This is a genomic window from Bacilliculturomica massiliensis (genome assembly GCF_900605495.1).
Taxonomy (GTDB): domain Bacteria; phylum Bacillota; class Clostridia; order Peptostreptococcales; family Anaerovoracaceae; genus Bacilliculturomica; species Bacilliculturomica massiliensis.
This window is the reverse complement of record NZ_LR027602.1, coordinates 376,385-403,126: the sequence shown is the minus strand read 5'-3', so window position 1 is coordinate 403,126 and position 26,742 is coordinate 376,385. Positions and strand designations below refer to the sequence as shown.

8 protein-coding genes are annotated in these 26,742 nt (G+C 59.6%); all 8 read right to left on the bottom strand.

Annotated elements, in window-relative coordinates:
* Nucleotides 1-16: 16 nt before the first annotated feature.
* The 8 genes from E0E37_RS08130 to E0E37_RS08095 all read right to left on the bottom strand — a co-directional run bounded on the left by E0E37_RS08130 (nucleotide 17) and on the right by E0E37_RS08095 (nucleotide 26,390).
* On the bottom strand, nucleotides 17-2,365 hold the full coding sequence (locus E0E37_RS08130) for a hypothetical protein (protein ID WP_130862536.1): 2,349 nt from the start codon (nucleotides 2,363-2,365) through the stop codon (nucleotides 17-19).
* 12 nt (nucleotides 2,366-2,377) lie between these two features.
* Nucleotides 2,378-7,786 (bottom strand): InlB B-repeat-containing protein, encoded by a 5,409-nt coding sequence (locus E0E37_RS08125; RefSeq protein ID WP_130862535.1) that lies wholly within the window; start codon nucleotides 7,784-7,786, stop codon nucleotides 2,378-2,380.
* Nucleotides 7,787-7,801: 15 nt separating this feature from the next.
* Entirely contained in the window at nucleotides 7,802-9,103 is a 1,302-nt protein-coding gene (locus tag E0E37_RS08120) for an S-layer homology domain-containing protein (RefSeq protein ID WP_165445282.1), read from the bottom strand.
* 319 nt (nucleotides 9,104-9,422) lie between these two features.
* Nucleotides 9,423-13,616 (bottom strand): fibronectin type III domain-containing protein, encoded by a 4,194-nt coding sequence (locus E0E37_RS08115; RefSeq protein WP_130862533.1) that lies wholly within the window; start codon nucleotides 13,614-13,616, stop codon nucleotides 9,423-9,425.
* A gap of 18 nt (nucleotides 13,617-13,634) precedes the next feature.
* The gene (locus tag E0E37_RS08110; protein WP_130862532.1) at nucleotides 13,635-16,526 is read right to left on the bottom strand and encodes a hypothetical protein; all 2,892 of its coding nucleotides are present in this window, start codon (nucleotides 16,524-16,526) and stop codon (nucleotides 13,635-13,637) included.
* 7 nt (nucleotides 16,527-16,533) lie between these two features.
* Nucleotides 16,534-17,877: an S-layer homology domain-containing protein gene (locus E0E37_RS08105; RefSeq protein ID WP_130862531.1), complete on the bottom strand. Its 1,344-nt coding sequence runs from the start codon at nucleotides 17,875-17,877 to the stop codon at nucleotides 16,534-16,536.
* A 30-nt stretch (nucleotides 17,878-17,907) separates the two neighbouring features.
* The gene (locus E0E37_RS08100; RefSeq protein WP_130862530.1) at nucleotides 17,908-20,607 is read right to left on the bottom strand and encodes an Ig-like domain-containing protein; all 2,700 of its coding nucleotides are present in this window, start codon (nucleotides 20,605-20,607) and stop codon (nucleotides 17,908-17,910) included.
* Between the two features lie 62 nt (nucleotides 20,608-20,669).
* Nucleotides 20,670-26,390, bottom strand: a complete 5,721-nt coding sequence (locus tag E0E37_RS08095) for an aryl-sulfate sulfotransferase (protein ID WP_130862529.1) — start codon at nucleotides 26,388-26,390, stop codon at nucleotides 20,670-20,672.
* Nucleotides 26,391-26,742 lie beyond the last annotated feature (352 nt).

Sequence of the window (26,742 nt, the reverse complement as noted above, 5' to 3'; positions counted from 1 at the left end):
TTTGGTATATCTATTATTAAGGGAGCAGTGCCCCATTATTGTTGATCGCATAGGCGATCTGGTCAGCACTTAACTCCTGACTTCCATTCGCCGCATATGCCGCTTTCACATTGTTATACGCCGTCCTGATATTGGTGCTGATTGCAGCCGGAACCTTATTATTATTTGCAGTACCAGTCTGCATGGCGATAGCTTCCTTAATTTCTGCTACCGTCAGGTTACGGTTCCCCTTTCCAAGCATATATAATGTAATTTTGTTCTTGGCCATATTTCGAAGCTGGCCGGCGTTTGTGACACCTGCAAGATCTGAGGCTTTTCCATACTGGTAGTAATACTGGTCGATTTCACTATCGTACATGCCCAGATCATAAAAGTCCGGATTTGCAACATTATTTGACCAGTCCGCGCTTATAGCATTCGGAAGAACTTCGTTATGTTCCCTTGCCTTATCGTTGAAATAATTCAATGTCGCCTCAGGTAAGAAAACCGATTTTTGAATCGTCTGCGATGAAGACTTAGAATCTGCAAGTGTGTAGCTGGCAATCTTATCGCCATTACTTAAACGCTGTCCGGCGTCTACAACCGTTACGGTAAAATTGCTGGCATTTCGCGGTGCGATCAGCTCTGCCGACTCCTGATCCGATCCATTTAAAGCAACATACGCATACATATTCATGTCTGTGCCGCCCACGTTCATCGTATAGGCAGCGCGCACGACTGGCTCATACAGACGAGTCACCCCATATCCTGCCCCATTCAGACGATTCACTGTCATCTTTATGGAATAGTTGCCACCCTCCCGGGTAACAGTTCCATTTGATAAGTTAACTATCGCAGCGCCATAACGGTTATATGAGAAATCGGAAATTACATAAAAACTTTTCTGGGCTTCTGTTACTCCTTCGCCGCGATAATTGCACCACGCATTCTCCACATACCCCGCTTTCAGCACGATGTTTCCCCAGCTTCCGCCATTGGGACCGGCTTCATACTTCCATCGAGCCGCGTTAAAGCTTCCTTTCGGATAACTTCCGTCCGCCTCCGGCGTTTCGCCCAGTGTCTCATAGGCGGTAAACGCCTCTGTCAACGGCTCCGATCCTTCTTTGCCATCCGCCCGTACCCAGCCCGCGAAATTGTAGCCCTTCTTGTAGGTCAGTGGGAACGCGGCGTTGTCCACATAGCTTTCGTTGGTCAGATCCGCCGGGAACTCTGTGGGCTTGTCCCCTCCGCTGGCCACAGCGTACTGACTCTGGCTGAAGGCTATCAGTGCCTCTTTGATCTCCTCCTCTCCCGCTGTTTTTGAGATGATGCTGCTTCCCAGCATGGTCTCGTCCCAGTCGTAGAAGCTGAGGACGGCAACGTCTCCCGTTCCGCCCCCCGCCGCCTGCTGGGTCTCGCCCTCCACGATGGAAGCGCTAAAGTTCACTGCCAGCGTTCGGCCGCTCAACGTCGGATCTTCCTCCGCGTTTCCGCTTCCGTCATCCCTCAGGGCACCGTTGTAGTAGAAGGCCTTTCCGGTGTGGTACAATCCCACATGCTTGACCCGGGATGTGTAGGCAACCTTCTTGCCCTCGGATAGACCGCTGCCTTCGGCTCCCGCCAAAGCCAGGCCCACATCTGCGAAGGACGCCGCCGGGGTAATGGCCCCGCCCGTCCCCACAGAATCTCCTGTGTACTGGAACTTCACCGTCACGATCTGCCGCGCCGTGGGCAGGGAGTAGGGATATTCCGTGTTGGCCTGCAGCAGCAGATAGCCTTTTCCCGCTGCACCCACTCCCGTTCCACCCCCCGGCTCATAGACCTGGGCCGTTCCGCTGTTGATCCAGGTAGGCGTGTAGACCGCCAGGGACTTCCAATCCTCCTGTCCCGCCACGACGGCGGTGGAGGAGGTCGTGATGGCTTCGCCCGACGCATTGGTGGTCTGACTCTCCACGGTCTGCCAGCCCGGCTGCCAGTCTATGGGCGTCAGCCTGCTCCTGTCGTACTCCAGCACTAGACCCACGGACTGAAACAGGGGCTGATCCGGGCCTCCGACCTGAATGCCCACCTCCAGTGTGTCCGTGTTCTTCACGTTCACGCCGACAACGGTGATGGCCGGGCCGGATGCCGTGTCCCCGGCGCTCCCGTCTCCGTCGCTCCCACCTTCGGCTCCGACCGTCTCATCCGCGTATACCCTTTCCCATATGGAATCTGCATCGGCTGGGGCAGCCGCTCTTCGCTCTCCCGCTCCGCTCTCTCCATCTGCCGGCCCGCCAAACGCACCGCCCCAGTTCACCGGAGAGAGCGCCAGCAGCAGGACCAGCCCCAGAAGCAGGGCTTTCCTGCCCAGTCTCCTCTTCCGCAGGTTCGTCTCGTTCTTCTTCACCCTCATCTCCTATCAATCCCCCTCTCCGGTACCGGCCGGTATCTCGATCCGCCGGCCGCCCTTTCCATAGTTGTACGGGCTCATCAATAGGTTCAGATCCGCCAGCGTCACCGCCCCGTCTCCATTCAGATCGCAGCGGACCAACAGATCCGTCGCACCTTCCGATCCTCCCGCGACTTTCTTTCCATAATGCAGTGGACTCATGAGCACGTTCTTATCCTCCAGCGTGATCCGTCCGTCTCCGGTAATGTCTCCCACGGTCAGACGGATCACTCCGTTCGCCGCCAGCTCGACCGCCGCGTCTGTGCTCCCCGCTGCCTGACCGGCAAAGCGTTCCTTCAGAAGCTCGTTGACGTTCAGCGCTCCTCCGCTGGCCCCCTCCGCCGTCGCATACAGCTTCTCCAGCACATAATCACCGTGCACTGCCTTGCGTATGGTCATCCGGTAAGGGCTCCCCGCGTTGACCGGCAGAGAGGCGGTAAACTCGTAGGTCCTCATCCCGTACTGGTACGCGCCTTCTCTTATGGCCGACAGCGTGACCTCCGCCAGAATGGGACGTCCCACTCCGTCGAATTCCACCTGAGGCATCCACGCCTCCCCCACGCTGGGCTGCCAGGCGAAAAAGGTCCCCTTCACCGTCACGTTCTCTGTCAGCTCCAGCACCTGCGCTGTCATCTGCAGCTCCAGCAGCATGCTGTCGTAGACCAGCGCCCTGGACTCTGCCTGGGGGTTCAGGCGCACATCCGGCCCGCTGGTTTCAAAGAGCAGCCGGACGGCTTCCACAGCCTGGGTTTCCAGCCCGGGAAAGTCCTCCGTCTCCTTCACCGCAAAGGTGAAGTGGATACGGTCACAATTCGCATCCGTCGGGTCAAACACGGCCTGTTCCAATCCATATCGCGTATTTGCGATAGGCACACACGCCTGGGTGATATCCGTCTTTCCCCGCAGCGCCACCGCCTGGCCGCTGGCATTCAGGGGCTGGATGGCCCCTTTGCTGACCGTCAGCGTCAGCTCCGCCGCCTCCGTGCGCAGATGCTGCAGATAGACGGACAGGCGGACCTGCCCCGCTGCGTTTTGCACAGAGCCGTCCTCCCCCCTATCCTTCGGCGCCGTTTCTGTGTCCGTCCCCTCTTCCGGCGCAAACACGGCCTGGATCAGGGGGTCTGTCTCCGGGCTGCTGCGGTCGATGGTGATGGTATACGTCACTGTTTCCGCGGCTGCCGGCTCTCCGTTGCTGACCACAATGCGCAGCTCATCTCCGTCCTGCACATCCTTCACCGGCAGCGGCGTCAGCGGCCTCGCCTCTTTGTCCTGATCGAAGTCGCCGCTGCTGGACTCATCCGTAAGCACCACCGGCTCTTCCACCGCCGTCCCGCCTCTCCAGTGGGTCAGCTCCGCCCTCTGCGTTCCCGCCAGCGCCTTCTTTACGCCGTAGAAATACAGATTTCGCGGGTCCGTGGACAACAGGGACAGGGTGTAATCGAACACGCCGCTCTCAAAGCCCAGCCCCTTGCTCTCCCTCTGGATCAGTCCTCTTCCCTGGCCTTCCGCAAACAGGTCTACGCCGCTTTGCGGACGCGTCTCCGGTTCCTTTATCGCCAGGTAGGCGCAGATCGGCTCCCTGTCTGTGAGCAGCGAAAGGTAGGACAGATACAGCGCCTGGCCGCTGATGGCGTCGGCGTCCCGAAACTCCGCCCGCACGCGGATCCCTCCCGCCACCCGCATGGTCAGCGTCGTCCGGAGAAGCGCGCCGTCCTCCTTCCAGCTGTGGTAGGAGTCCTCACTCAAAAGCTCCTCCAGCAGACGGTCTGATGGCTGCTCTTCCAGACTGCGGGGCGTCTCATCGGCTGCGGAATCGATCACCCACCGGGAAAAGGCCTTTCCCTCCGCCGGCGCCGCGGTCAATGTCACTTCCGTTCCCTCCGTCAGCGTCAGGCCGCCGCCCTCTCCCTGCGAGATTTCTTCGTTCTTCGGCCGGATATACACCGTCCCGGAGGCATTCCACAAAACCGCTTCATTCTTTTCAACGTCTACTGTCAGCCCGCTTCCCTCCTCTGTGGGAAACAGGTCTCCCAGGTCCACCGGTTTCGCCGAGCGGAAGACCGCTCTCACGCTTCGGTCTGCGTTCATCACCAGCTCCGCTGCGGCGGCTGTCCCCGTCACGTCCCCCTCCCAATGGTCGAAGGCGTATCCCTCCGCGGCTTCTGCCCGCAGCGTGACCCGGCTTCCCGTCAGGATCGCTCCCGTATCCTCCGGCAGGCCCTGACCGCCCACGTTCACCGTCACCTTCCCCACTTCCAGGGGCGTACTTCCCTCCGGTCCCGCACACTCCACCGTCAGCGCGTACCGATCCATGGCATCAAACACTGGCCGGATCCGTTTGTCTCCATTCATCACCACCGTCAGGGGATTGGCTCCTCCCGATGCGTCTCCGCTCCAGCCGGCAAAGGTGTACCCGTAAGCCGGCACGGCTGTGACCGCTGCGCTCTGTCCCTGCGCATACCGGTAACGGTCCCCCTCTGCTGCGGCGCTGCCCCCTTCCGCTTCCTCTATGGTCAGGGTATACCGGGGCTTCTGGACGCCTGTAAAGCGCAGGGTCCCCGTTCCCTCCGGCACAAAGCTTCCCGGACTCTCCACGTACACCGCTCCGCCCGCCGGGATCGCTCCCGCCGGCCGGCTTTCCCATATCTGCGGCTCTGCCTCATCGAAATCACCGTCTCCGGAAAAGCCATACCGCCCCTCCGTCTCCTTCAGCAGCAGCGCCAGATAGAAGTTCTCCGTCACCTGGGCAAGGCTCAGGCCCTGAAACGCCCCAAAGCCCTGCAGCAGTTCCGTCACCGCCGCGTCCTCCGCCCGCCGGTCTGCTCCTCCTCCGTAATCCACGCCGTAAAACGCCCGGGCAAATCCCTCCTGCTCCGCCTGTGTCCTCACGTACTGGAAAAACAGGTAGGACAGCGCGTAGTTGTCCACCCTGGGGCTCGTCCAGTCCGTCAGCGACAGGCCGGCCTTGATCAGGGAGGAGTGGTTATATGTGGCAATGCGGCTGTCCAGCCGGCCGAAGAGCTCGTGCTCCATGGTCAGGGACAGGCCCTCGTTGATCCAGGCTCCCGCCGCCCGTCCGGCATAGGCTTCGGCCGACTCATAGGCGGAGGCGAAAGCCAGGTGCTGGGTCTCATGGGCCATGGTGGACTTGGCCCGCTCCAGCATGGGCTTCGTTTGATCCGTCCCCATCTGGGGCCAGGTATCCAGATGCAGCACATCCCCGCAGTTTCCCATGGGATAGGCAGTCGTACCCAGAAGCCTGTAAAACTCGTTGGGGTTCACAAGACCGCCCGTATAGGTGCCGCCGCCTTCGGTGTAGCTGTCCCAGATATCGTACAGCAGAATGGTCAGGCCGCCGTTTCCGTCGGTGTCCGTCACATTGTGATAGTGCTCTGCCAGATGGGCGTAACTGGCTGCAAAGCTGTCGGCCAGTTCAGCGAGGTCGCTGTCGGAAAGGGCCATGGGCTGTCGGTCCGCCTCGTCGCAGAGCCAGACGTACAGCTTCTGCCCGCCCGCCTGCCGGATCTCTTTCAGGGTAAAGGTCCCCGCCGCCCAACCTGCTGCCGAGGTCTGCCCCGCGCGGCTGTCCCGCATCTGAAAGGACCGCTGGTCTCCCAGCTGCGGTTCCTCCGCAGCCAGGAGAACCGGCCCAGCCGGGGTCCCTGTCAGCAGCGGCTCCGTATATTCCACCCGGGTCAGCCCGGACTCCATCTCTTCTTCCAGGGTTCCTTCGAGAGCTGCGCCATCCGGACCCTGGCCCTCCGTGTTCTGATCGCTCCCATTCTGATCGCTCCCATTCTGATCTTCCGGCCCGCTTCCGCTGTTCTTTTGCGTCTCAGCAGGCGTCTCCTCCCGGGACAGTTCCTCCTCCGTAAAGGTTCCCGTCAGCTTCGACGCCGTTCCGTCCGACGGATTGACGGCCAGCAGGATATCGCCCCGATACGGGCGGTGGAAATTCAGGCCACAGCCCGATCCCAGGACCTCGTCCGCCTTTTCAAACACCGGCTTCAGCGTGGACAGCGTCAGATCCTCCGTCAGCCGCAGGCTCCACTCCTCCTGATCCAGAAACGAACCGGGAGGTACGGGTCCTGCCGCCGCTTCAGCGGACGGATCCGTCGTCGGGACGGTCTCTGCTTTCGCCCAGGCGCTGTCTCCCGTCAGCGCTTCCTCCAGCATCCCCTGTTCTTCCCCCGACAGCTCCCAGTGGGAAAAGACATAGCCGGCCGCAGGCGCCGCCGTCACCGTCACCCGCTCCCCGTATCGGTAGCTCTCCTTGTCCGGCGAGAACTGCACGCGTCCCCCTTCTGCCCACCGGACCGGCTTCTCCAGATTCCGATCCAGCCCTTCTGTCCGCACCAGTCCCGGATAGGACAGCTTCACAAAGCTGCTCCCCTTCCGGCTCAGTTCCGCGAAGAATCCATTTCGCACCGAAGCGCTGTTCCCCGTCAGCCCCAGCGTTTCCTCCGTCAGCGCCGCCTGCTCCGTCATCCGAAAATACAGCGTCAGCAGGCTTCCTCCTTCGGGCATGGTGTAAGACAGGCCTTTTTCCCCGATGGAATACTGCAGCAGGACTCTGCCCGCTGCGTTGTCTCCCTCCGCCACGGTGGCGTCCATCACTCCGCCTTTTTTATACAGAAAGCCCCTTTCGTCTCCATAGGCCAGACTCGTTCCAAAGGTGGTGCTCCCTGCAGGATTGGGCGCATTCGTGGACCCGCTGGCCAGCTGCAGCTGCTTCGGGTCAAAGGACAGCGCCAGACCCAGCGAGGTGAACTCCGTTCCCGCCGGGATCTCTAGAGACAGCGCCAGCTGCGGGCTTCCCCCCACCTGACGGATCTGCCCCGACAGCGTAATGTCCCGGTCGTTTCGGTAGACCGTTACCATGTAGGTGACGGCCGGGCCGCTCTGCGGCTGCACCACGATGGGCACCACCCGCTTCTCCCCCGGCTGCAGAGCGATCTCCTGAGACGGCTGCCCATAGCCCGCCGCCACTCCGTCTATGGTGAGCGCCGGACCGTAGAGGGGCGACGTCTCCACCGGCACCGCCGACAGACGCACGGCTCCCTCCTCCTTCGGCAGGATCAGCTGATAGGCTCTCACATCCTGGGAAAACCCTCTGTTCCAGTACCCCGCCGAGGCGGAAAGGGACTTCAGCCCGCCGTCAAACACGCTTCGCGTCTCCGGCAGCAGCTCCTGTCCCCAGGCGCCGCCAAGGCTGGACAGAAGCAGCAACACGGCAAGAAAGAGAGACAGCGCCGCGCGCCTTCTCCCTCTTTTCCTTTCTCCGCGCCGTCCTCCGCCCTCCCTCCGGGATACGGACCATGCGGCTGCCTGTTGTGTTTTTCGTCTGTCTCTCTTCCCTGTCCGTCTGTTCTGTTCCATCGATTCCGTTTCCTTTTACTGTTCCAGCAGATTCACGATCATCTGCGCCATCTCCGCCCGGTTCACCGCAGCCCCGGGCCGAAAGCTCCCGTCTGCATAGCCGCTCACCAGTCCTGCCTTTGCCGCCGCGCCGATGCAGCCTGCAGACCAGTCCGCCATGGCGGCCCGGTCTGTAAAGGCGGCGCTGCTCTCCGGCGTCAGGCCCCGGACCTTCGCCAGGATCGTCGTCAGTTCCTCCCGGGTGATCCCCTGATCCGGGGAGAAACGCCCGGCTCCCGTACCGGACACATAGCCCGCCTCATAGCAGGCGTTCACCGCCGCCGAGGCCCAGTGGCCCCGGCAGTCGGAAAAGGTCTCCCCGGCGCCGGCTGGCAGTCCCATGGCCTTTTGCAGAGCCGCCGCGAATTCGCCCCGGGTCAGGCCGGCTTCCGGACGGAAGGTTCCGTCGGCATAGCCGGAGAGGATCTGCCGCTTCACCAGCTTTTCGATGCTGGTTTTCGCCCAGTGGCCCTCCAGGTCGGAAAACGCCGCCTTCCCGGCCGGCGTTTCCTCCTCTGCCGGGCCGGTGGTTCCCGGCTCCGATGGACCGCCGAATCCGCCGGTCCCCGATCCGTTGGGCTTGTCGCCGGGGGTTCCGGCGCCGCTTCCCCCCTCATTGCCGCCGGATCCGCTTCCGCTGCCGGACCCGTCTCCCGATCCCGAACCGCCCGACGCCACCTTCGACAGATCGATGGCCACCAGTTCCCTTCCGCTCAGCTCCGCTTCTTCTCCGCCTTCCTTCGCCGCGATTACCGCTCCCTCCGGCACCGACGGGCTGCTTCCCACGCGCAGGCAGTCTTCCCCCAGGGTCACGCCGCTTTGGATCTGAAAGCTCATCACCAGCAGATCCTGCTTCGACAGTCTCACGTAGCCCTCCGCATCCGATCCTCTCCCCGCCGATTCCGGCGCCACGGACAGCACGTATTCCACCTGTCCCTTTTCGCTGTCCAGACTGGCGTTGCTCACAAGCCAGCCGCCCGGGTTGTCCTCCGCGTCGTAGAGCGTTTCAATATACCTTGTCATATGTCTCACACTGCTTGCCGCCGTGTTATTTTCATAGTTGGATGGGGCCAGCTGCCCCTTGTCGTAGGCCACCAAAAACTGCATGGCGTTCATGGTCACTCCGTCTCCGCTGACCGTCACCAGCAGCTGCTGTCCCTTTCGCTCCGCCTCCAGCCGGATCGCCCCCCCGTAGGATCCCGCTGCGGACGCCCGGATGCTGCCCAGGCTCCCCGCCACGACCAGACACAGCAGCAGCGCCAGTATTCTTCGTCTCATGTCCTTCTCCCTTTCTGCCGTCTGCCCGGCTTTGCCTGTTTCTCTCTGTTCCACTTTGTTTTGCTGTCCAGATGCGTCGGTCTCTGTCCTCCTGCCGAAACGCATACACTCCCGACAGGATCGATCCCGACCGCTCTCGTTTCCTTCTTCTCCCGGTCTTTACGGAACTGCGGGAACGTCTCCTTTCCTCAGGAGACGTTCCGCCTTTCCGTTTGCGGCCTGCCGCGGACAGCCAGCGGTCTCCCGCGGATGCCCTCCGTTCGGCCTGCCGTTTGCTTTTCTTACCGTTTCTCTGTCATTTGACCCTTCAACGGTCCTCTTACTTCGTCTTCATGATGGTGATGCCCCGCAGCACCTTGCCCAGATCCAGCGCATTCACCACCCCGTCGTCGTTCAGGTCCGCGTACGTTTTCACCGCTCCATCGTCTCCCAGCACGTAGCCGCCGATGTCCGTCAGGTCTCCGGCCACTACCGTTCCGCCCAGCGCGTTCACCAGCGCCGTACGGTCCGCCGCGTCGATGACTCCGTCGTCGTTCACATCTCCCGCGATCAGCGTCATCGCGTTCAGATCCACTCCTTCCGTCGCCACCGTCAGCTTATTCGTCGTCTGCGCCAGGAAGCCCGGCGATCTGATCTCCAGCATGTATTCGCCCTGACCCGCCCGGTACAGCAGCTTTCCATGCTCCTCCAAAAACAGCTTCGCGTCGTTGAGCTGCTCGTTGGCTCCGTTCAGCACGTCCACCACGTTAAAGTACACTCTCTCGTTGTTCGGACGCGCCGTCACATAGCCCACGATCACGTACTTGTCCGCCAGCTTCAGCACCACCAGCCGGTCCTGTTCCTCCACCGGCGTCGCCGCCGCTCCGTTCACTTCCTCCACGTAGTTCATCGTATCGCTGAAGAACTTCTCGCTCATGGCGTTGTTTCCAGCCGCCTTGTTGATCTCCATGGTCTGCAGCAGCTGCGCGTCCGTGTCGTTGTTCGTGTTCGACGCGTCTGTCTTCACCAGGAACAGCTTGAACAGGATCGCCTGATCGTCCGTGGTGATCACCGGCGTTCCGTCCGCCGAGGCAAAGGTCACCTGCAGCGTCTTTCCTCCGTTGCTCACCTTCAGGCTCTCGATCTTCACCGTGGGACTCAGGTTCTTGCAGATGTCTGCTGCCGTGGCGTATTCCCCGTCTGCAAGCACCATCCCGCTCTCTCTTCCAAATCCCTCAAATCCCGATATGGTCGCCGTGTCCACGCTCACATCGTTGTTCAGATCGATGGTGAACACGCCGGACAGGAAGGCCGCGTTGGCCGCCTTCACGTTCAGCATGGAGATCTTCGTCCCCACCGCCGCGTCCAGCTCCAGCAGCATCTGCGGATTCTTCTCCACGATTCGTATGGTGATGTTGTAGGTCGTCGTCTTCGCCGCGTCCTTCTGATCCGTCACCACGATGGGGATGACGGTCCCGTCGGCTACGATGGCGCCGAAGGTGGTTCCCGTGCGGTCCACATCGTCCACCGCTCCCACCGCCGCGGTCGTGGCGATGGCCTGGCCGCTGATGGTCACGTCGTACTTCGACGAGTTGAAGAAGGGCTGCAGCTCGATCCGATCCTCGTCCTTCGTCAGATACAGCGTATAGTTGGGCACCAGGCTGTTGAAGGCGTCGTAATCCTCCGCTTCTGTGTTCTCCTGGATCAGTCTGCGCCCCTCCGGCAGATTCACCAGCAGCTGCTGCAGGGCCGGCGCCGTGGTGGCGATGCCGGCCGTCTCCGCAAACACCGGCGTAAACTCCGAGGTCTCCGTCACCTTGATGGTCAGCGGATTCTGGGTGTATTCCCCGTTGGTGTCCTCAAAGGAATAGGTCTCGGTAAGCAGCGGGCTCTCCGGCGCAGGGTCGATCCCCTTCACTCTCTCCCACTTCACGAATCTGTAGCCCGGCTTCGGCACCGCGTACAGCTTCACATCGAAGTTCTCCCGCACCTCGGAAGGATCGATCTCCGTTCCGTCCGCCAGCGCCAGCTTCACGGTCCCTACCGCCGGTCCCGTCACCGAACCGTCCTCCGTCTTCGCCGGGTGCAGGGTGATGGGTTTCGGGTCTCCCGCCACCGGACTTCCCGTACCCGTCAGGGTCACCGGATCCAGCAGGCTGGCAAAGCTCACTTCCACTTCGATCCTATAGGCGGTCCCGTTGGTCAGGTTCTTCACCGTCGCGGAGGTGGCCGTTCCCATGTCCTTCTTGTCGTATCCGGTGACCACGTTTCCGGACGCGTCCTTCACCGTCAGCTTGTAGCCGCTCACCGGCACACCGTTGGTCTTGGGCGCGGTCCAGTTCACCAGCAGCTGTTCAAAACCTGCCGTGGTCTTCACGCTTCCCTCTCCCGTCACCTGGGCGGTGAAGGGCGTCGGCGTGATGGTCACCGTCAGCTCCCGGCTGGTCTTCGTCATCTTGTAGTCCGTATTCATGTCCTCGCCCTCTGGCGTGACCGTTCCTTTGGACGCTTCCACCGTGAAGGTATAGGTCCCCGGCGTTCCCGCCGGATTGGCGTAGGTTCCGCCGATAGCCGCCGTCAGGGAACCCGTTACCGTCGTCGTGACGCCCTCGGGCAGTTCCAGACCCGCAAGGATCCGTTCCACCTCTGCCTTCAGCAGCGCCGCCGTATTCTTGTCCGCCATGTTCACCGCCGGATAGGCCGCTGCCTCGATGGCCGTCACAGCTGTGTTCACCGCCGCCTGATTCTGCGCCTTCTTCGAGGCCGCCTGAGCCACGATGGTTCCGTTCACCGTCACCGTATCGCTGGCGGCGCCGCTGCTCAGCGTGATCACCGCGCTGTACGTCCCGTCCTCGCCGTTCACATTGCCTCCCGGCCTGCCCGGTACGGCCGCCTTGGTAATGTTCGGCGTTCCCACCGTCACGGTCACGCCGTTGGTCACGATGGTTCCCAGTTTTGTCTCCAGCAGCCTTTTGATCTCCGCCGGGGTGGTGTTGTCCGCCGCTTCAGCCGTCCCCGGTTTGGTGACGATCTCATCCACATTGAAGGTCCCCGCCGCCGCGCTCTGCACTGCTGCCTTGGCCTCCGCCACCAGCTGAGCCGCGCTCTTTCCTGTGGTGGGGAAGGACGCGTCGAAGGTCAGCTTCCTGTTGTTCTCCGCGAAAGCCGCATTCCTGACTGCCGTCGAGCCGTTCACGGTGATCGCCGTCAGCGCCGCGTTGTCGAACAGATAGCCCTCCTTCGCCGCCAGCGTCACCGTGGCGGTGTAGTCTGCGGTTCCCTTAAAGGGATTGTCCGCGGGCGTCCAGGCGATGCTGCCCGTGTACTGTTCCGTGGCCGCGATGGACGCCTGAGGGGTGTTTCCCGTCACCGGCGCCTCGATGGGCACGGTGACTGCGCTGATGGACTGCAGGACCGATACCTTGGCCGTCGATGCAGACGTGGCAGTTGCGGTCGTCTCTTCTCCGCCCTCTGTCTTCGTGTTCTTCGCCACCACATAATAGTAAGTATCGGTGGAAGGAGTAACAGAAAAGGTCGTTCCCGCCTGGAAGTCCGTCACCAGCGTGCCTCCGGACGTGCTGTCCGAAGCGTTGGAATACAGCGCATAGCTCAGGGTCCCGCCGTCTGCAGGCGCGTCTGCTCCCGCTGTGATGGTTGCAGTCCCGCCGCTGACGATCTGGGTCGGATTCGCCGACACTGTTACGTTGGTCGGAGCTGCCGCCGGGGTCGGGAAACCCGTATAGTAGATGTCATGTGTGACGATTCCATCACACCCCATGTATGCGCCGCTGACCGCTGGATTGGCCGCCAGATCCGCATTTGGATGAATGACTTCCTGTGTCACGTCACTCAAAGAATGATCGCCCTGCACCTGGAAATACACGGTCACGATTCCATAGCCTAATGAGTAATCTTCTTTGTCTGTAAAGTTTGCTCCCGGAACGGTATCTTTGCTGACAGCTCCCCAATACCTCTGCCCCTCGATCTGATCAAACTGCGTCTGCCATGTGCAGGAAATATTTGAACCGATATCGAGGTTAAGCCACCCCGCATCAACATCAATATGTGTCGCAGGATAAATCAGAAATCCATCATTTCCAATAACCTCCACCATTTTTTTCTGGGACGACATTGTACCATTTCGATAATGCTTGTATCCGACAGCTACACCCAAGTCAGATGCAAACATATTGGCAATCTCGGCACTGGTTCCCGGCACCAGTGCCATCTCGCTCTCTTCCCCCATCGCTACCGCCTTTGTGGTATATGGCGCTACGATATTGGTATCCCATTCCAGATTACACACCATGGTATTGGCTCTGAAATCATATGCATAATATGTAATAGAAAATACTTTATTTGCTTCATCCACCACTTCACGTTCAACAACTATTCCCTTAAATCCCTCCAAGCTGTCCTTAATCCAGGAACTATTAATGTCTGCGGGATTTGCCGCCCATGTCACCGATCCGGTGCCGCATAACTGCAGCACCAGACAAATGGACATCAGAATAGAAAAGAATCTTTTTTTCATAACATTTCCTTTCCTGCCCTAAAACTCATATAGATTTCGTCCCTTTCCATAATTTCCTGTAAGCAAACCATAATCTACAATATTTACTGTAATATCATCTGTTAAATCATAATCTTCGTATGTTTGACCATACTGTCCTGTCAAGAAACCGTAGTCAGTAATATTGATCAGATTGTCCCCGTCCAGATCTCCCGCAAGCATCACCATATTCTGTCCCAGCGCTATGTCCGCTTCTGCAACGGCCACCCCGTTCATCGTGGCTGTCGTATGATTCTTCTTGTAGGTGACGATCTTGTACGAGCCAGCGGCCACGCCGTTCAGCGTAAATGTGTAACCCTGTGCGTCAAGGCTGTCAGCCTTCAGCGTCAGACTGACGTTGCTCAGACTAGCGTTCTGTCCCGCACCGGTATCGTACACGCTCACGGATACCGTAGCCTTACTTTCCCCGGTCTTTGTTACCGCAAAGGTCGCATACTTCTGATTGCTCGTCCCATCGACGCCTTCCGTCACACCCAGCGTGTAATCGCCGATGACAGTCCCGTCAGCCGCCGCGTCTATGGTCAGTCCGGCTGCCGCGGTCAGGGCCTGGATCTGCGCCACTTTTCCGGCTCCGAAGCTCATAGTACCGCTCACCGCCACGCCGGCCGCCTTCGCCGTCACCTCAAAGGTCACGTCAAAGCTCTCCGTCACGCTGTTGTCCGCGGTCACGGTCACTGTGGCCCTGTGCGTCCCCACAGCCAGACCGGTCTTCGGTGCGGCTGTAAAGGTTGCGGATGCGCCCTGGGCGATCTCATTGGCCGACAGGGTCCCCAGCGTGAAGCTGTTTGCTCCGACTCCGCTCAGCGCCGCCTTCAGGCCGGTCACCGTTCCCGTTCCGCTGTTTCTGATCGTGATCGTGGCAGACTCAGCCGCCGTGTAGTCTTCTGTGGCCGTTCCCAGACTCAGAGCTACCGCTCCGCTGGTCAGGACCGTTCCGCCGCTCTCCATATGGATGGCATAGGTATCCGTCGTGACAGCCAGCGCCGGGCTCACGGCTCCCGCCTGATGAGTCCCCGTCTCCGCCACCCGCGTATAGAACTCATACCGGGTCCCAGCCGCCAGACCGCTGAACACGCCATCGGTCTGCCACTGACCGTCCGTTCCCTTCCGGTACTCCTGTCCGGACACGGTAGTCAGAGTCACTGTGGCGCCCGTCTTCGATGCCAGGGCAGGCGCTGCAGGCGCCGCCGGTCCAGCGGCTTTTTCCACCACTGTGGTCGCCGCGGTCAGCTCGCCGGTGTATGCTCCCGTGCCTGTGGCCTTCAGCGTGATCACCTTGCCGACGTCCGCCGCAGTCAGAGTGTAGGTCGCCCCTGTGGCCACAGCCCCCGCGGCGCCCGCTCTGTACCAGGCCAGATCACAGGTCGCACCGGCCGGCGCGATTCCGCTCACATTGGCTGTCAGCGTCTCGCCAAATCTGGCGGCCCCGTCGATGGTGACATTTCCCGTGAGAGCGATTTGCGCAGCCGCCTGGATCGTGACCGGCAGGCTGGGCGCGCTGATATTTTCACCCGGGTAAAGCATTCCGTCCCCATCCTCAATATTCGCGTCGTTCATGTTCAGATACGTTGCCCCTTCCGGCGCGGCGGTCTTGACGCGGAGCGTGAAGCTGCCCAGTGTGACAGGTCCGCTGTAGGTCTGCGGAGTATCCTGAAGGTCATGGTGGAGCCAGATGATCCTTTGGCCGCGCTGGTTGACCAGCGTATCGGGCAGCAACGCGGATACTGTCACAAATTCAAACACATCCGTGGCATACGCCGTCTCACCCTGGATGAATCTGGGTGAAAAAGCTGCGCCCACATCCACGGTCAGATAAAAGGTCGCTTCTTCTCCCGGAGCGTATCCGGGCTTTTCCGCTTCAGATCTGGCAGGAGTCATGGTAAAGACCGCGCTGCCAGCCTGTTTCACCATCAGGTTCACAGTATCCGACGTTACAGCGGTGGCCTCCAGGCCCCCGGAGTAGACTGCGTGATTTTTCTGAGTGATGGCCGTAGCGCCCAGCGCCGCGCCCTCCCGAACCTTCAGCGTAACCTCGCAGAGACTCAGACTTGCCGACGCCGCGGCTCCGCCGTTATACACCGTCGTGATCCGCCGCTGGCCGCCCTCGGCAGCCGAAGACAACAGTACTCCCACAGCCGGCTGGCTGCTGACCAGATCAAATACATTCGGGTCGTAAAGAATATCGTTTGTCGCCATGTCGGCTTCCACCGTGACCGCGTCTGAGGTCACAAAAGACTGGATCGTCAGGGTATCTCCCGGCGTGTAAATACCTTCTGCAGCTCCGCCCTTCACAGCCAGTCCGAAATGGTAAGCGGCCCGGCTGTCCTTGATGGCAAAGCTCAGGCTGTCGCTCTGAACGCTGGCCGGGATCAGGCCGTCGGTCAGCTCAACGCCTTCCACCTGCTGTGCGACATCCGTACTGCCCGTGACCGCGCTGTTCTTTACCCGCAGCGTCACAGCGCCCAGCGTCAGACTTCCCGTCTGAACAGGCGCGTTATTGTTCCAGTAGACTAACTTCAGCTTCTGTATCTGATCCCCGGAAGCCGGCAGATAGTCCTCGTTTATGACCACACCCGCCGCCGCGGCTGTAGTGCCCGTTACCTCAAAAATACGATCGTCCACAGTGATTGTGTTATCGTATCCACGAACGCCATAGGGCTGTCCGTCCGCCGCCGCTATGGACACCTCCAGTTGGATGATATCACCCGGCGCGTAGTTTTCCTTTGCCGGAGACGTCTGTGTCAGACGCGACTGAAGCACGCGGTTCGACACGCTCTCGTCCGCATAGACGGAAACCGGTATTCCGGAGAATACGGCGGTCACAAGCATCATCAGCGACAATATATACGCTGTGATTCTTCTTCGTTCCATAGTGCGATCACCTCCCTTCCACTTCACTCTGCAATAATTTCATCAGCACGGAGGCGATCTGCGCCCGTGTGGAAAACTCTGCCGGCGACAGCGTCGTCCGGCTCGTTCCGCTTATGACCCCCGTACAATATAGCTCCATCAGCGCTTCCCTCGCATAATCCGCCGCAGCCGCTTCGTCGTCGAAAACCGCAAACTCACGGATCACCGGAGGCGTCATATTCCGATCCCGCATGATACGATACAGTATGACCGCCATATCCTGTCTGCTCAGGGCGTCCTCCGCTCCAAACCGCCCGGATCCTGTTCCGGACACCACTCCGGCTTCCGCCAGAGCGGTGACCGCGCCGCAGTACCAGTCGTTCTCCCCCACGTCGCTGAAAGCAGTGCCGGAGCCTTTCTGCTCATATCCAAAAGCATTGGCCGCCATCTGGCAGAATTCCGCTCTGGTCACTCTCTTTTCCGGTTCAAATTGTTTCTGCGCGTTCCCCACCACGATTCCTCTGTCCACCAGATAGCGGATAGAATCCGCGGCCCAATGGGTCTGCGGCACGTCGGTGAGTTCTTCAAAACGCACCCGCGGTTTTGACCCGTCGGAAGGTGGCGCTTGTCCTGCGGCGTCTGTACCTGCGGAGGAACTCCCCTCCGTGGTTCCCGTACCGGATCCCGACTGGCCGCTCCCGGACGTGCCGCTTCCAGAACCGGAACCGCCGCTTCCTGAGCCGCTGCCCGTACCCGATCCCGATCCGCCGATGCTTTCAGAGACAGCGAAGGCCAGACTCAGTACGCTGCCCACCTCGGCAGGACCTTTTTTCAGGTCTGAACCGATGTTCAGGACCTTTGCAAAATCCACTGTTTCCACCTGATCCGGCGCGTCCTGGCCTACGGTCAGAAGAAAACTTCCAACGATCACCTCGCCGCCCGGCACCACATCCGCGTTGCCCAATCCTCCAGCCAGTCCCAGATTGGTACATAAGACCCGGATCTGCTTCGTCCCTGCCGCCCCATTGATGGAAGTGCAGGTCCAGCCGCCCTTCCAGTTTTCGCCGTCAGGCCGCTTCAGTCCCGCGTTCTTCAGCTCGGAGACCGTAAACAGCTGGTTATTATAGCGAATATCCAGCTGCACACCGTAAAAACGATAGGCATCCGCAAGGCCGTCCGAACGGCTCATGACAACTTCGACCTCTATCTCATCTCCGCTTTTTAAACCGGAAACCGAGTCCTTCGTCCTCATATCGAACCGAAGGGTGGGGTCTCCCTCGGCTGCAAAAGCGGCCGAGGGCATTGCTATTCCAGTCAAACTCAGCAGCAGAGCCAGCAGCCAGGCAAGTCTGATCCTCATTCCTGTCTTCATTCCGACTCCTTTCCGAAGTCTCTCCGTACACTATTCCGCTTTGCTGAATTCTGTTCCAAATACATAATTCTGAATGATGCTCATCAGATCCGCCAGATCCAGCTCGAAGTTGGCGTCCACATCCATGGCCATCATCCGTTCAAACTGGCCGTTGGGCACAGTCTGACCCAGAAGAACGGTCTTGTCAAAATAATACAGATCCTTAAATCCCACCGCATCTCTGTTGTCTCTTCCATCTCCGATGATCCCGTAACGGATCGTTTTCACGGTCCCTGTCTTCTCGGACACGCCTGCAGTCACATCCTCCACGGTCACACCGGCAGGCACATAGCCCAGAAAAGCGTCCAGTACTCTGGAATAATACAGCTCACAGTTATTTGTGCCGTCGCTGTACTGCAATGTGGAACCGGAGCTGACCGGTCTTTTGGTCTTAATAATGGTATTGACTGTCCCGTACCCGGTGGCGGGGCTCATCATTCCGAAGATGCCCGGCGCTCCGGAGGGCGCAGCTGTCACAACTGAATCCTTCATAGCGCTCGCCGGCTTTCCAAATGCCGTCAGATAGGGATAGCTGCCCGCCTCCGCCGTCCAGTAGGCGGGATCCAGCGTAAACAGATCTCCCGCTGTCAGCTCAGCATCTGATTTCTTCGTGGCTCTGCCCGTGTAGCTGACCTCCGTGGCGTAGGTGTCCAGCACATAACTGTCCCCTGCGTAGTTTGTGTTCGTTCCGCAGAAACCGATCTTCTCTGCATCCACACCGCCTGCCTTAGTCAGAGTGCCGACAAACAGGCAGTCATTTATGGCTCCGATCCCGTTGCCGCCGTTATTCCCCAGTACGGTTACATTCGCCGCTTTTCCCGTATTATAGGTTACCGCCGTGTCGGAATAGACGGACTGAAACCGGGCTGATCCCGCCAGGGAGCCGGCCACCGCCCCTATATCTGTAATGGTTGCCTTCCCTAACACAATATCTACGGTTCCGTCCGTTATTGCTACGTTTTTCAACGTGCCGCCGACGGCGCCGCACAGACTGCCCAGCCAGGCAGTTCCCTCCGCGTTCGCGCTGGGCATTTCCACCGACACACTGAAATCATCCAGCTGCATATTTGAGACGCTTCCGCCCTGGGCTACATAGCCGAAGAGACCGGCCACCACAGCCCTCCCATCTCTGTTGATAGCCCCGATCCTCTGCCGAAGACCGCTCACCTTGAATCCGCCGCCGTCCAGGTTCCCCGTAAAGTTGCTCAGCGTGCCTCCTGCTATCCCGATGGGGATAAAGTTTCCGAGGGATGACAGATCGATGTCGTTCTTTAAAACAAAGCTCGACGTCAGGTGTTCCCTGATGTGATTGAACTGAGCCGCGTTAGTGATCTCATAGGGCGACGCGGACGTCCCGGCTCCCACCGTAAAGGCTCCCTCTCCATCGTGGCCGCAGACGCTGGCCGTTCCAGACTGATTCGTGATGGTGACCGTAAAGGTGCCTGAGACGCCGGACCTGTCCTGCGCCGCAGCCGTGACTACAACGGAGCCATCCGCCGAAGCGGTCAGCAGTCCTGCCTCGCTGATCGCCGCCTTGGATTCGTCGTCCACGCTCCATGTCACATTTTTATTTGCTGCGTTTTCCGGAACCACCTCCGCGCTCATCTGAAGCGTACCGCCTTTCGTATCGATGACCGCCGCGGGCGCAGTAACTGTGATACCTGTCACTATGATCGTCGCAGGATCCGGCTTTCCAAATGTCGTCAGATAGGGATAGCTGCCCACCTCCGCCGTCCAGTAGGCTGCGTCCAGGGTAAACAGGTCCCCAGCTGTCAGTTCAGCCGCTGTCTTTTTCGTGGCTCTGCCCGTGAAGCTGACCTCCGTGGCGTAGGTGTCCAGCACATAGCTGTCCCCTGCGTAGTTTGTGGTCGTCCCGCAGAAACCGATCTTCTCTGCATCCAAACCGCCTGCCTTGGTCAGAGTGCCGACGAACAGGCAGTCATTTATGGCTCCGATCCCGCTGCCCGCGTTATTCCCCAGTACGGTTATATTCGCCGCTTTTCCCGTATTATAGGTCACCGCCGTGTTAGAATAGATGGATTGGAATTGAGCCGTTTTCGTCAGAGATCCTACCACCGCTCCCACATCTATCGTGCTTGTCGTCCCTGTCACCACGTCCACATTTCCATCCGTCACCCGGACATTTTTCAATGTGCCGCCGACGGCGCCGCACAGGCTTCCTATCCAGACAACTCCGCCGATATTCACGCCGGCCATTTCCACCGACACTCTGAAATCATCCAGCTGCATGTTTGAGACGCTTCCGCCCTGGGCCACGTAACCGAAGAGTCCGGCTACAACATATTTCCCGTCTCTGTTGGCAGCCGTAACCGTCTGTCGGAAACCGCTCACCTTGAACCCGCCGCCGTCCAGGGTTCCCGTAAAGTTGCTCAGCGTACCCCCCGCAATGCCGATGGGTTCAAAATTGCTGATGGATGACAGGTCGATGTCGTTCTTCAGAACGAAACTCGACGTCAGGTGTTCCCTGATGTGATCGAACTGAGCCGCGTTTGTGATCTCATAGGGCGACTCAGCCGTCCCGTCTCCCACCGTAAAGGCTCCCTCCGCCGCGTCCCCGCAGCCCTCTCCTGCCGCCATGGATATCACGCCCGAAGATGTGATCACCATGCAGGCTATGAGCAGACAGGCCAGCCATCTGCCGCGTCTTCGCGCCAACTTGTTATTTAACACGTCTTCTCCTCCTTTTATCCTCTCGTATGAAAAATGTTATCTATCAACCGTATCTTCCCGCTCTATTGCCCGCGGTACAGATAGGCGTTGATCAGTGAAGTGAAATCGCTGAGGTCGATCACCAGATCCCCGGTGACGTCCATGGCCATCACGCGCTCCGGATCCAGATACGGAACCCCGCCGTCGGCCAGCCGGGCCGACATGTAAAACAGATCGGAGGGCGTGATCAGGCTCCGGTACACGCCGTTGACGCTCTGCATCCAGTCGTCGGCCACCACTCCGGCCCGGATCCGCCCTACGGTTCCCGCCGTGGATTTGACACGGGAGTCCACATCCATAGCCGCCAGATCCTTCCCCGGCACGATCAGCACGTAGCCCCCGTGGACTGGCGAGTACGCCAGATCAGTCTGCATTCCTGTGGCGGGATCCTCATAGACGTATTTCTTTCCAGGCTCCAGACCGCCTTTTGCAACCAACAGCACCGACGCCCAGGATGTGTTCGCCGACGCCGCGAATCTTCCCGCCAGGCTGTCCTCATCCGCCTGAGTGCTGACATTCACCGTGGGCGGCGCCGGATCGATGACCGGGACCTCCCCCGTGACGTACTGCATATTGGCGGAGGCTACCTCTCCCGTCTCTCCCAGGATCCAGACGCCGTCGTTTCTCTCGATCAGAAGCTGGATCTGCGTCGCCTTGTCATCTTTCATGATTTCAAATTTATAGTAGCCCGGTACGTTGATCCCCCCCATGTTCAGGGGTGCCACCGTACCCACCTCGTATATTCTTCGGCCTTCCGTTCCCATGTCCAAAACGGCGTAGACCGCCCTGGGCTTTGCGTTTTCGGAAGCAGTATCTGTCATGACGTGGGGCAGTGTGAACTTGCCGATCAGCCGGTTTCCCTCGTCCTGAAGCAGACTCCAGACGATGGGAATCGCACCGCGGCCCGCTGTGTCAAGAACGCCTGCCGGGATCGCCGCCTGAGGCGTGTTGGCGTACATACCGCGGTTTTCCAGCGGACTGTAGGCTGCATAATCTTCGCTGGAAAATGGAACCTGGCTCAGGTCCACGCGCTCCGCCCGGTACGCGGAGGAAACTTTCCCCGGACCGCCTTCAAATCTGGCGCTCCAGATGATCTCTCCGTCTTTATATTCCACCGTCTCCGCCGATATGGTGCCGCCCAGCATGGCCGCCACCACGTCGCAGGCATCTCCAGCTGCGTTTCTCGTGATCCCTCCGAAATTGATCAGATAATGCTCGTCCGTCACCTCCTGACCCGGCGCCAGGAACGTACCCAGGTAATCCACATCACCGATAAAGGGAGTATAGTGGCTGCTTCCCAGTTCTCTGCCGTACTCCCACTGAATGCGGAAGGTCCTGTTCTCCTCGTTCACCCGCAGGCGCAGAGCTCTGGAAAACAGTCCCGTGGCCGCCAGCATCTCCGTCTTGGAGCCGTACAGATGATTGTCGTAGAGGATCAGATCCCCGTTGTCCAGCATTTCCACCGCGTGAGGCCCGTAGATATAGGGACACTCGGAGCCCCCTGCCGCAGCAGTCAGATCCGCAGTTAATGCCGCTGGGGACGCAGCGTCCGGCGCGTCGGTCAGGGTACCCTGGGCAGCTGTGCCGACATTCCCCGTATCCGTGGTAAGACTTCCAGTCATTCCCGCTTTCAGCAGACCGGTAACAGCAGTCGATTCGCCCTCCTGCTGGCTTTTCTCCGGCGTTTCCTGCGGCTCTCCCTCCTGGCCAGGAGCGGCAGGCGCGTTCACAGCGCCGCTTCCTTCGGCGTCGTCTGTCGTGCCGCCCTCCGTGTCCTCAGCGCCGTCTGCTGCGTTTCCGCCATCCGGCGTTCCGTTTTCCGCCGCGCCGCCGCTCTCCGGCATCTGGGTATTCTCTGTCCCGATCCCGCCATCCGTGACAGTGTCGCCGCCGGTCTCAATGCCGCTCTCCGTGGTCGCGGTCTCCTCCAGCTGTTCCTGCGGTTCTAAAATCTGCAGATCCTCCAGGAGCTGGGCGTCCGCGGCCCCCTCCGGCTTCAGTACCAATGCCTTCAGATCCAGTGTGCTCTGCGGCAGCCAGGAGGGATCTGTGTAGATCCATTCCAGCGCTTCCCGATCGGGGTTCTCACCTGCCGCCTTTTCCGCGTTGATCTTGATCAGACAGGATTGATGACGAGCCGTCACGTAGATCGCGTCGTCGGAGGGATCCGCCGGGTCTCCCTCATCGTAATCCAGCGAATTCTGGTGGAACCAGTCGGAGTACGGGTGATTCCCCGCCGCCGACTGAATGCTGGGATGAGCTCTGTGCGGCGCGTTGGGATCGTCCGTCCCTCCCTGTTCCGTATCATAGGAAGCGTCATATTCCGGGATCCCCAGTATCTTTCGGAAATCCCAGGTCCGAAGCGCCTGTCCCGTCTCCCTGTCCACCTCCACCATATAGTCCTCGATGGACGTGCTGTTTCTTCTCGAAAGAGCAAAGATTAAATTTCCGTTTTTCCGTTCAAATACCTCGTGATGCGGCATGCCGTCCAGAAAATACTCAGCATACACACGGCCTGCCAGGTCGATCTCCAGCACAGTTTCCGCATCCGTCACGAAAATTTCTGTGGACGGTCTGTCGCTGGGTACGAGGAAATGCCCGTTGTGCAGGGGCTTGGTCTCCACCGGGGCCGCCGCCGCGCACTCGTAGACCCAGCGGACCTCCCCGTTCACGTCGATGGCGAAGGGCACTGTCTGGGCCCCTGCCGGCGTCATAAAGGTCAGCCCGGGCAGCGCTTCGTTCCTCTGGACTGCAGAAGCCGTCACCGCTCCCGCTCTGATATGATCCTGATTGATCTCTCCAACCTTCACCCGGACCACCGCGGTCTGACCGCCGGCTTCCAAAACGACCGTGTTGTTGTAATTCTCATACAGACCGATCAGCGGGATCACGTGATCCGTGGTTTTTCCGCCAGATATCTCATATGTCACATCCGCTGGCACCTCGTCGCCGCCGGCAGGCTTGCCCTTTACCGTCACGCGTACGTTGCAGGCTCTCGCCGTGTGGAAGGCCGCCATGCCCGACAGCGGCGCTTTTCCAAATGGATTGACCAGCACCACCGGATTGGTCAGCGTGTTGTCAGGATCCTTGGCCTTGGCGATCAGTTCCTCTACAACCTCCCGCTGTCCCACGTCGTCGCTCTGCGACACCTGGATAGAACCGCCTTTTTCCAGATAATAACGGCTGGCCCAGTAAGCCTCTGTTCCGCTCTCTTCCACCCGGATCCCCAGGTTGTATCTGCCCTGAGGCAGACCGCCCAGTGAAAGCGGAACGGCGGTTTTTACCGTATTGTCGAAGACGTCTGCGGTGCTGGCGCTGATCAGCGGCCAACAGTATTGATTTTTTCCGTCGTCGGCGATCAGCTGAACGCTTTTCTTTGCCGTCGCGCTGCTGTAGGACGCGCTGCCCTTCAGCATGAGCTGCTGACCGTGGACCGCGATCTGTTCGATCGCCGCGACGGCTTCAGCGGCCGGCTTGGCGGTCAACTGGTATTTTACGAAGGGCGTCTCCTCTCCCAGTCTCATAAAAGCCTTTCCCCTCAGGGTTCCCAGCGGTATATAACCTCTGGTCATGTCTCCGCAGTTTACCTGAAAGCTCCTGAAAATCAGCCCAGAAGCTACCGCGCTGAACACGGTCTCTCCGGTGGGAGAATACTGGGTGTAAACCTTTGATGCTCCGGTAGCTGTGTAATTCCCCGTCTCCGTCAGAAGCTCCGCTCCTCCGTAATAGGAGCTGTACGCCTGCTTCGCAGAGTAGATCTGCCGCGCTGTCTTACTTGCCAGATCGATGCGGTAATGCACCACGCGGCTGTAGCTCCCCTGTCCCGGTCCGGTCAGCTGATTGTCGAACAGCAGAATATCTTCGGTGCCGCTGTCGCCGTCCTGATCCGGAAGCATGGTGATCTCGTGCTGGTGATAGAAATACGCCGCGGGCTGGCCATTCCTGTCTGCCGTGGCCGTGTCCAGCGTGATCATCTTTCCCGCCAGTTTTGGATTATTCGCCTCGTGATACTCCTTCTTCGGCGAAAAAGCCCATATCACGTTGTCGTTGTCCAGATCATACTTCATGACCAGATCCTGATTCCTCAGGGAAAGCAGATAGACCCCCGGTTCATCGGGCAGCATAGTGATCGTGTTCAAATGAGACCAGTCCCCTGACGCTGTCTTCGTGACGATGGCAGACATTCTCAGCTTTTTGATGCTTGCTCCCGTGTTCTTATCCACCACCCGGATGGCGTTGCTGGCGATATCATTGTTGATCCCGTACAGGATCTGTGATCCGTCCGCGCTCTCTGCCAGATCGTGATGGGCGTCCGGATATCCGTCCGAATCTCCTTTGTATAAATACTGGGCGATGATCTTGCCGCTCCAGTTCATCTCGTAGACTATGGAGGGATTTCCCACTCTGCCGTTGCAGCGGTCCGTAAAATAGATGGTTCCCCGGTCCGTCAGCAGATTGGCTCCCGACTCGCCTCCCACTCCCATGCTCTGATACCAGCGCGGTTTTCCCGTAGCGTCGATGACGGTCATGTGCTCAGTCCATAACAGAGTAAAACCCGGTTCCATGGGCAGCTCGCTCTGAGCCGTCACTGTCACCGTCTCGTATCCGGATACTCCGCTGGTGTCCGTCTGTCCATTGGAGATATCTCCGCTTGCCGCCGTCTGATTTCCGGCGGCGTCCAGGGCCCGCAGCGCGATGGTGTTCTGACAGCCCGCATAGAGCATATAAATCGGGATCTGATGGGTCGTCCCGCTGGTCTCCACCTGATACACTGTGTCGGCGTCGCCGTCCTGTCCGCGGATGGTCACCTCCACAGCGGACGCCTCCTGGGCTGTCTGGAACATGGCGATTCCCGTCAGCGGCGTGATATCGTAAGGGTCACGGACAAATAAAGGATTTTCAATGGTATACGTACCGCTCTTGTAGGTAGCAAGCAGGTCCAGCTCCGCCTGAAACTGTTGATCCACCAGATACCCTCCCAGCGGCACCGCAGTCATCTGGTCCTCGTTGACCTCCGCCGGAACGCCGGTCACAGGACCCGCCGTCAGCGAGATCGTCCCGCTTTCCATCCCTGCCTTCCAGCCTGCGTCGATGACCGCCGCGTCCACATCTGTTACCTCGAACACCACGTCTCCCGTCTTGCTTCCGGCCAGTACCTCCGTATTAGGGAATGCCGTGTAGTTGTGGTTGGTCAGAAAGCCGTCCGACAGAAGTCGTTCATAAGCCGTTCCATTCACCGTCAGCACCATCTGATCCGCGGCAAAGCTCGCCCCGCCGGCCACGGTTTTGGTCAGCGCCAGATCGATGATGACGTAATTGGGCCGGAGAGCGGAGGGCGTGTTTTCGTGGGGCACGATGACCACATTTCCACCGTAATCCGTGGTCTGCTGCTCCGTATACAACCGTTTCGCCGTCTCCATGCCGTTGACGCCCAGATACCAGTCCGCCTGGGCAGCGTAAGTCCGCAGATCCGCGCCGTCCACCGACTGAAAGAGGCTGACCTCATCGCTCAGCAGGCCCTCTGTCTCTGCGTTCCCGCCCGATCCACTCTCCGCCAGATAAGCCTGTCCCAGATCCCCAAGACCCTCCAGACTTCCAGAATCGCTTTCCGCTCCCCAGGCGAAGGCTCCGCCGGCCGGTCCGGCCATCCCGCAGGCCACCGCCAGGCTCAGGGCCAGTGCCAACACCCGCCGTCCCGCCGGACTGCGTCCCCTTTTTCCCGCTGCCTTACCTCTGTTGCTCATACTTCTCTCTCACCTTCCTCACACTTACCGCGGTCGGGGGCAATACCATATCGCCGCTCAGCCGCCCGCTAACTCCTTCTTATCTAAATGCGGCGCGAATATGCCGCCTCTGTCTGCATCGTTTCTTCCATTCCCTTCACATCCGGCGGAGAGACAGAATACCGGCGGCTGTGGGGACCGCCGGCTCGCCTCTTCTGAACGCTCACAGATGTGGGTCCGTGAGCGTCCCTTATCTCAGCGGCCGGCGTGAGCCGGCCGTCGGATGAGCTGATAAAAGAGCGAAAATACTTGTCTTGATTCGTGATATATGTTATTTCACGAATTTCGCCCTCCAGGCATTGCAATCACAGGG

What these genes read in the sequence shown, in the direction of transcription:
- E0E37_RS08115 (WP_130862533.1), bottom strand. Translation starts at nt 13,616, where the DNA reads ATGAAAAAAAGATTCTTTTCTATTCTGATGTCCATTTGTCTGGTGCTG.
- E0E37_RS08110 (WP_130862532.1), bottom strand. Translation starts at nt 16,526, where the DNA reads ATGGAACGAAGAAGAATCACAGCGTATATATTGTCGCTGATGATGCTT.
- E0E37_RS08105 (WP_130862531.1), bottom strand. Translation starts at nt 17,877, where the DNA reads ATGAAGACAGGAATGAGGATCAGACTTGCCTGGCTGCTGGCTCTGCTG.
- E0E37_RS08120 (WP_165445282.1), bottom strand. Translation starts at nt 9,103, where the DNA reads ATGAGACGAAGAATACTGGCGCTGCTGCTGTGTCTGGTCGTGGCGGGG.
- E0E37_RS08095 (WP_130862529.1), bottom strand. Translation starts at nt 26,390, where the DNA reads ATGAGCAACAGAGGTAAGGCAGCGGGAAAAAGGGGACGCAGTCCGGCG.
- E0E37_RS08125 (WP_130862535.1), bottom strand. Translation starts at nt 7,786, where the DNA reads ATGGAACAGAACAGACGGACAGGGAAGAGAGACAGACGAAAAACACAA.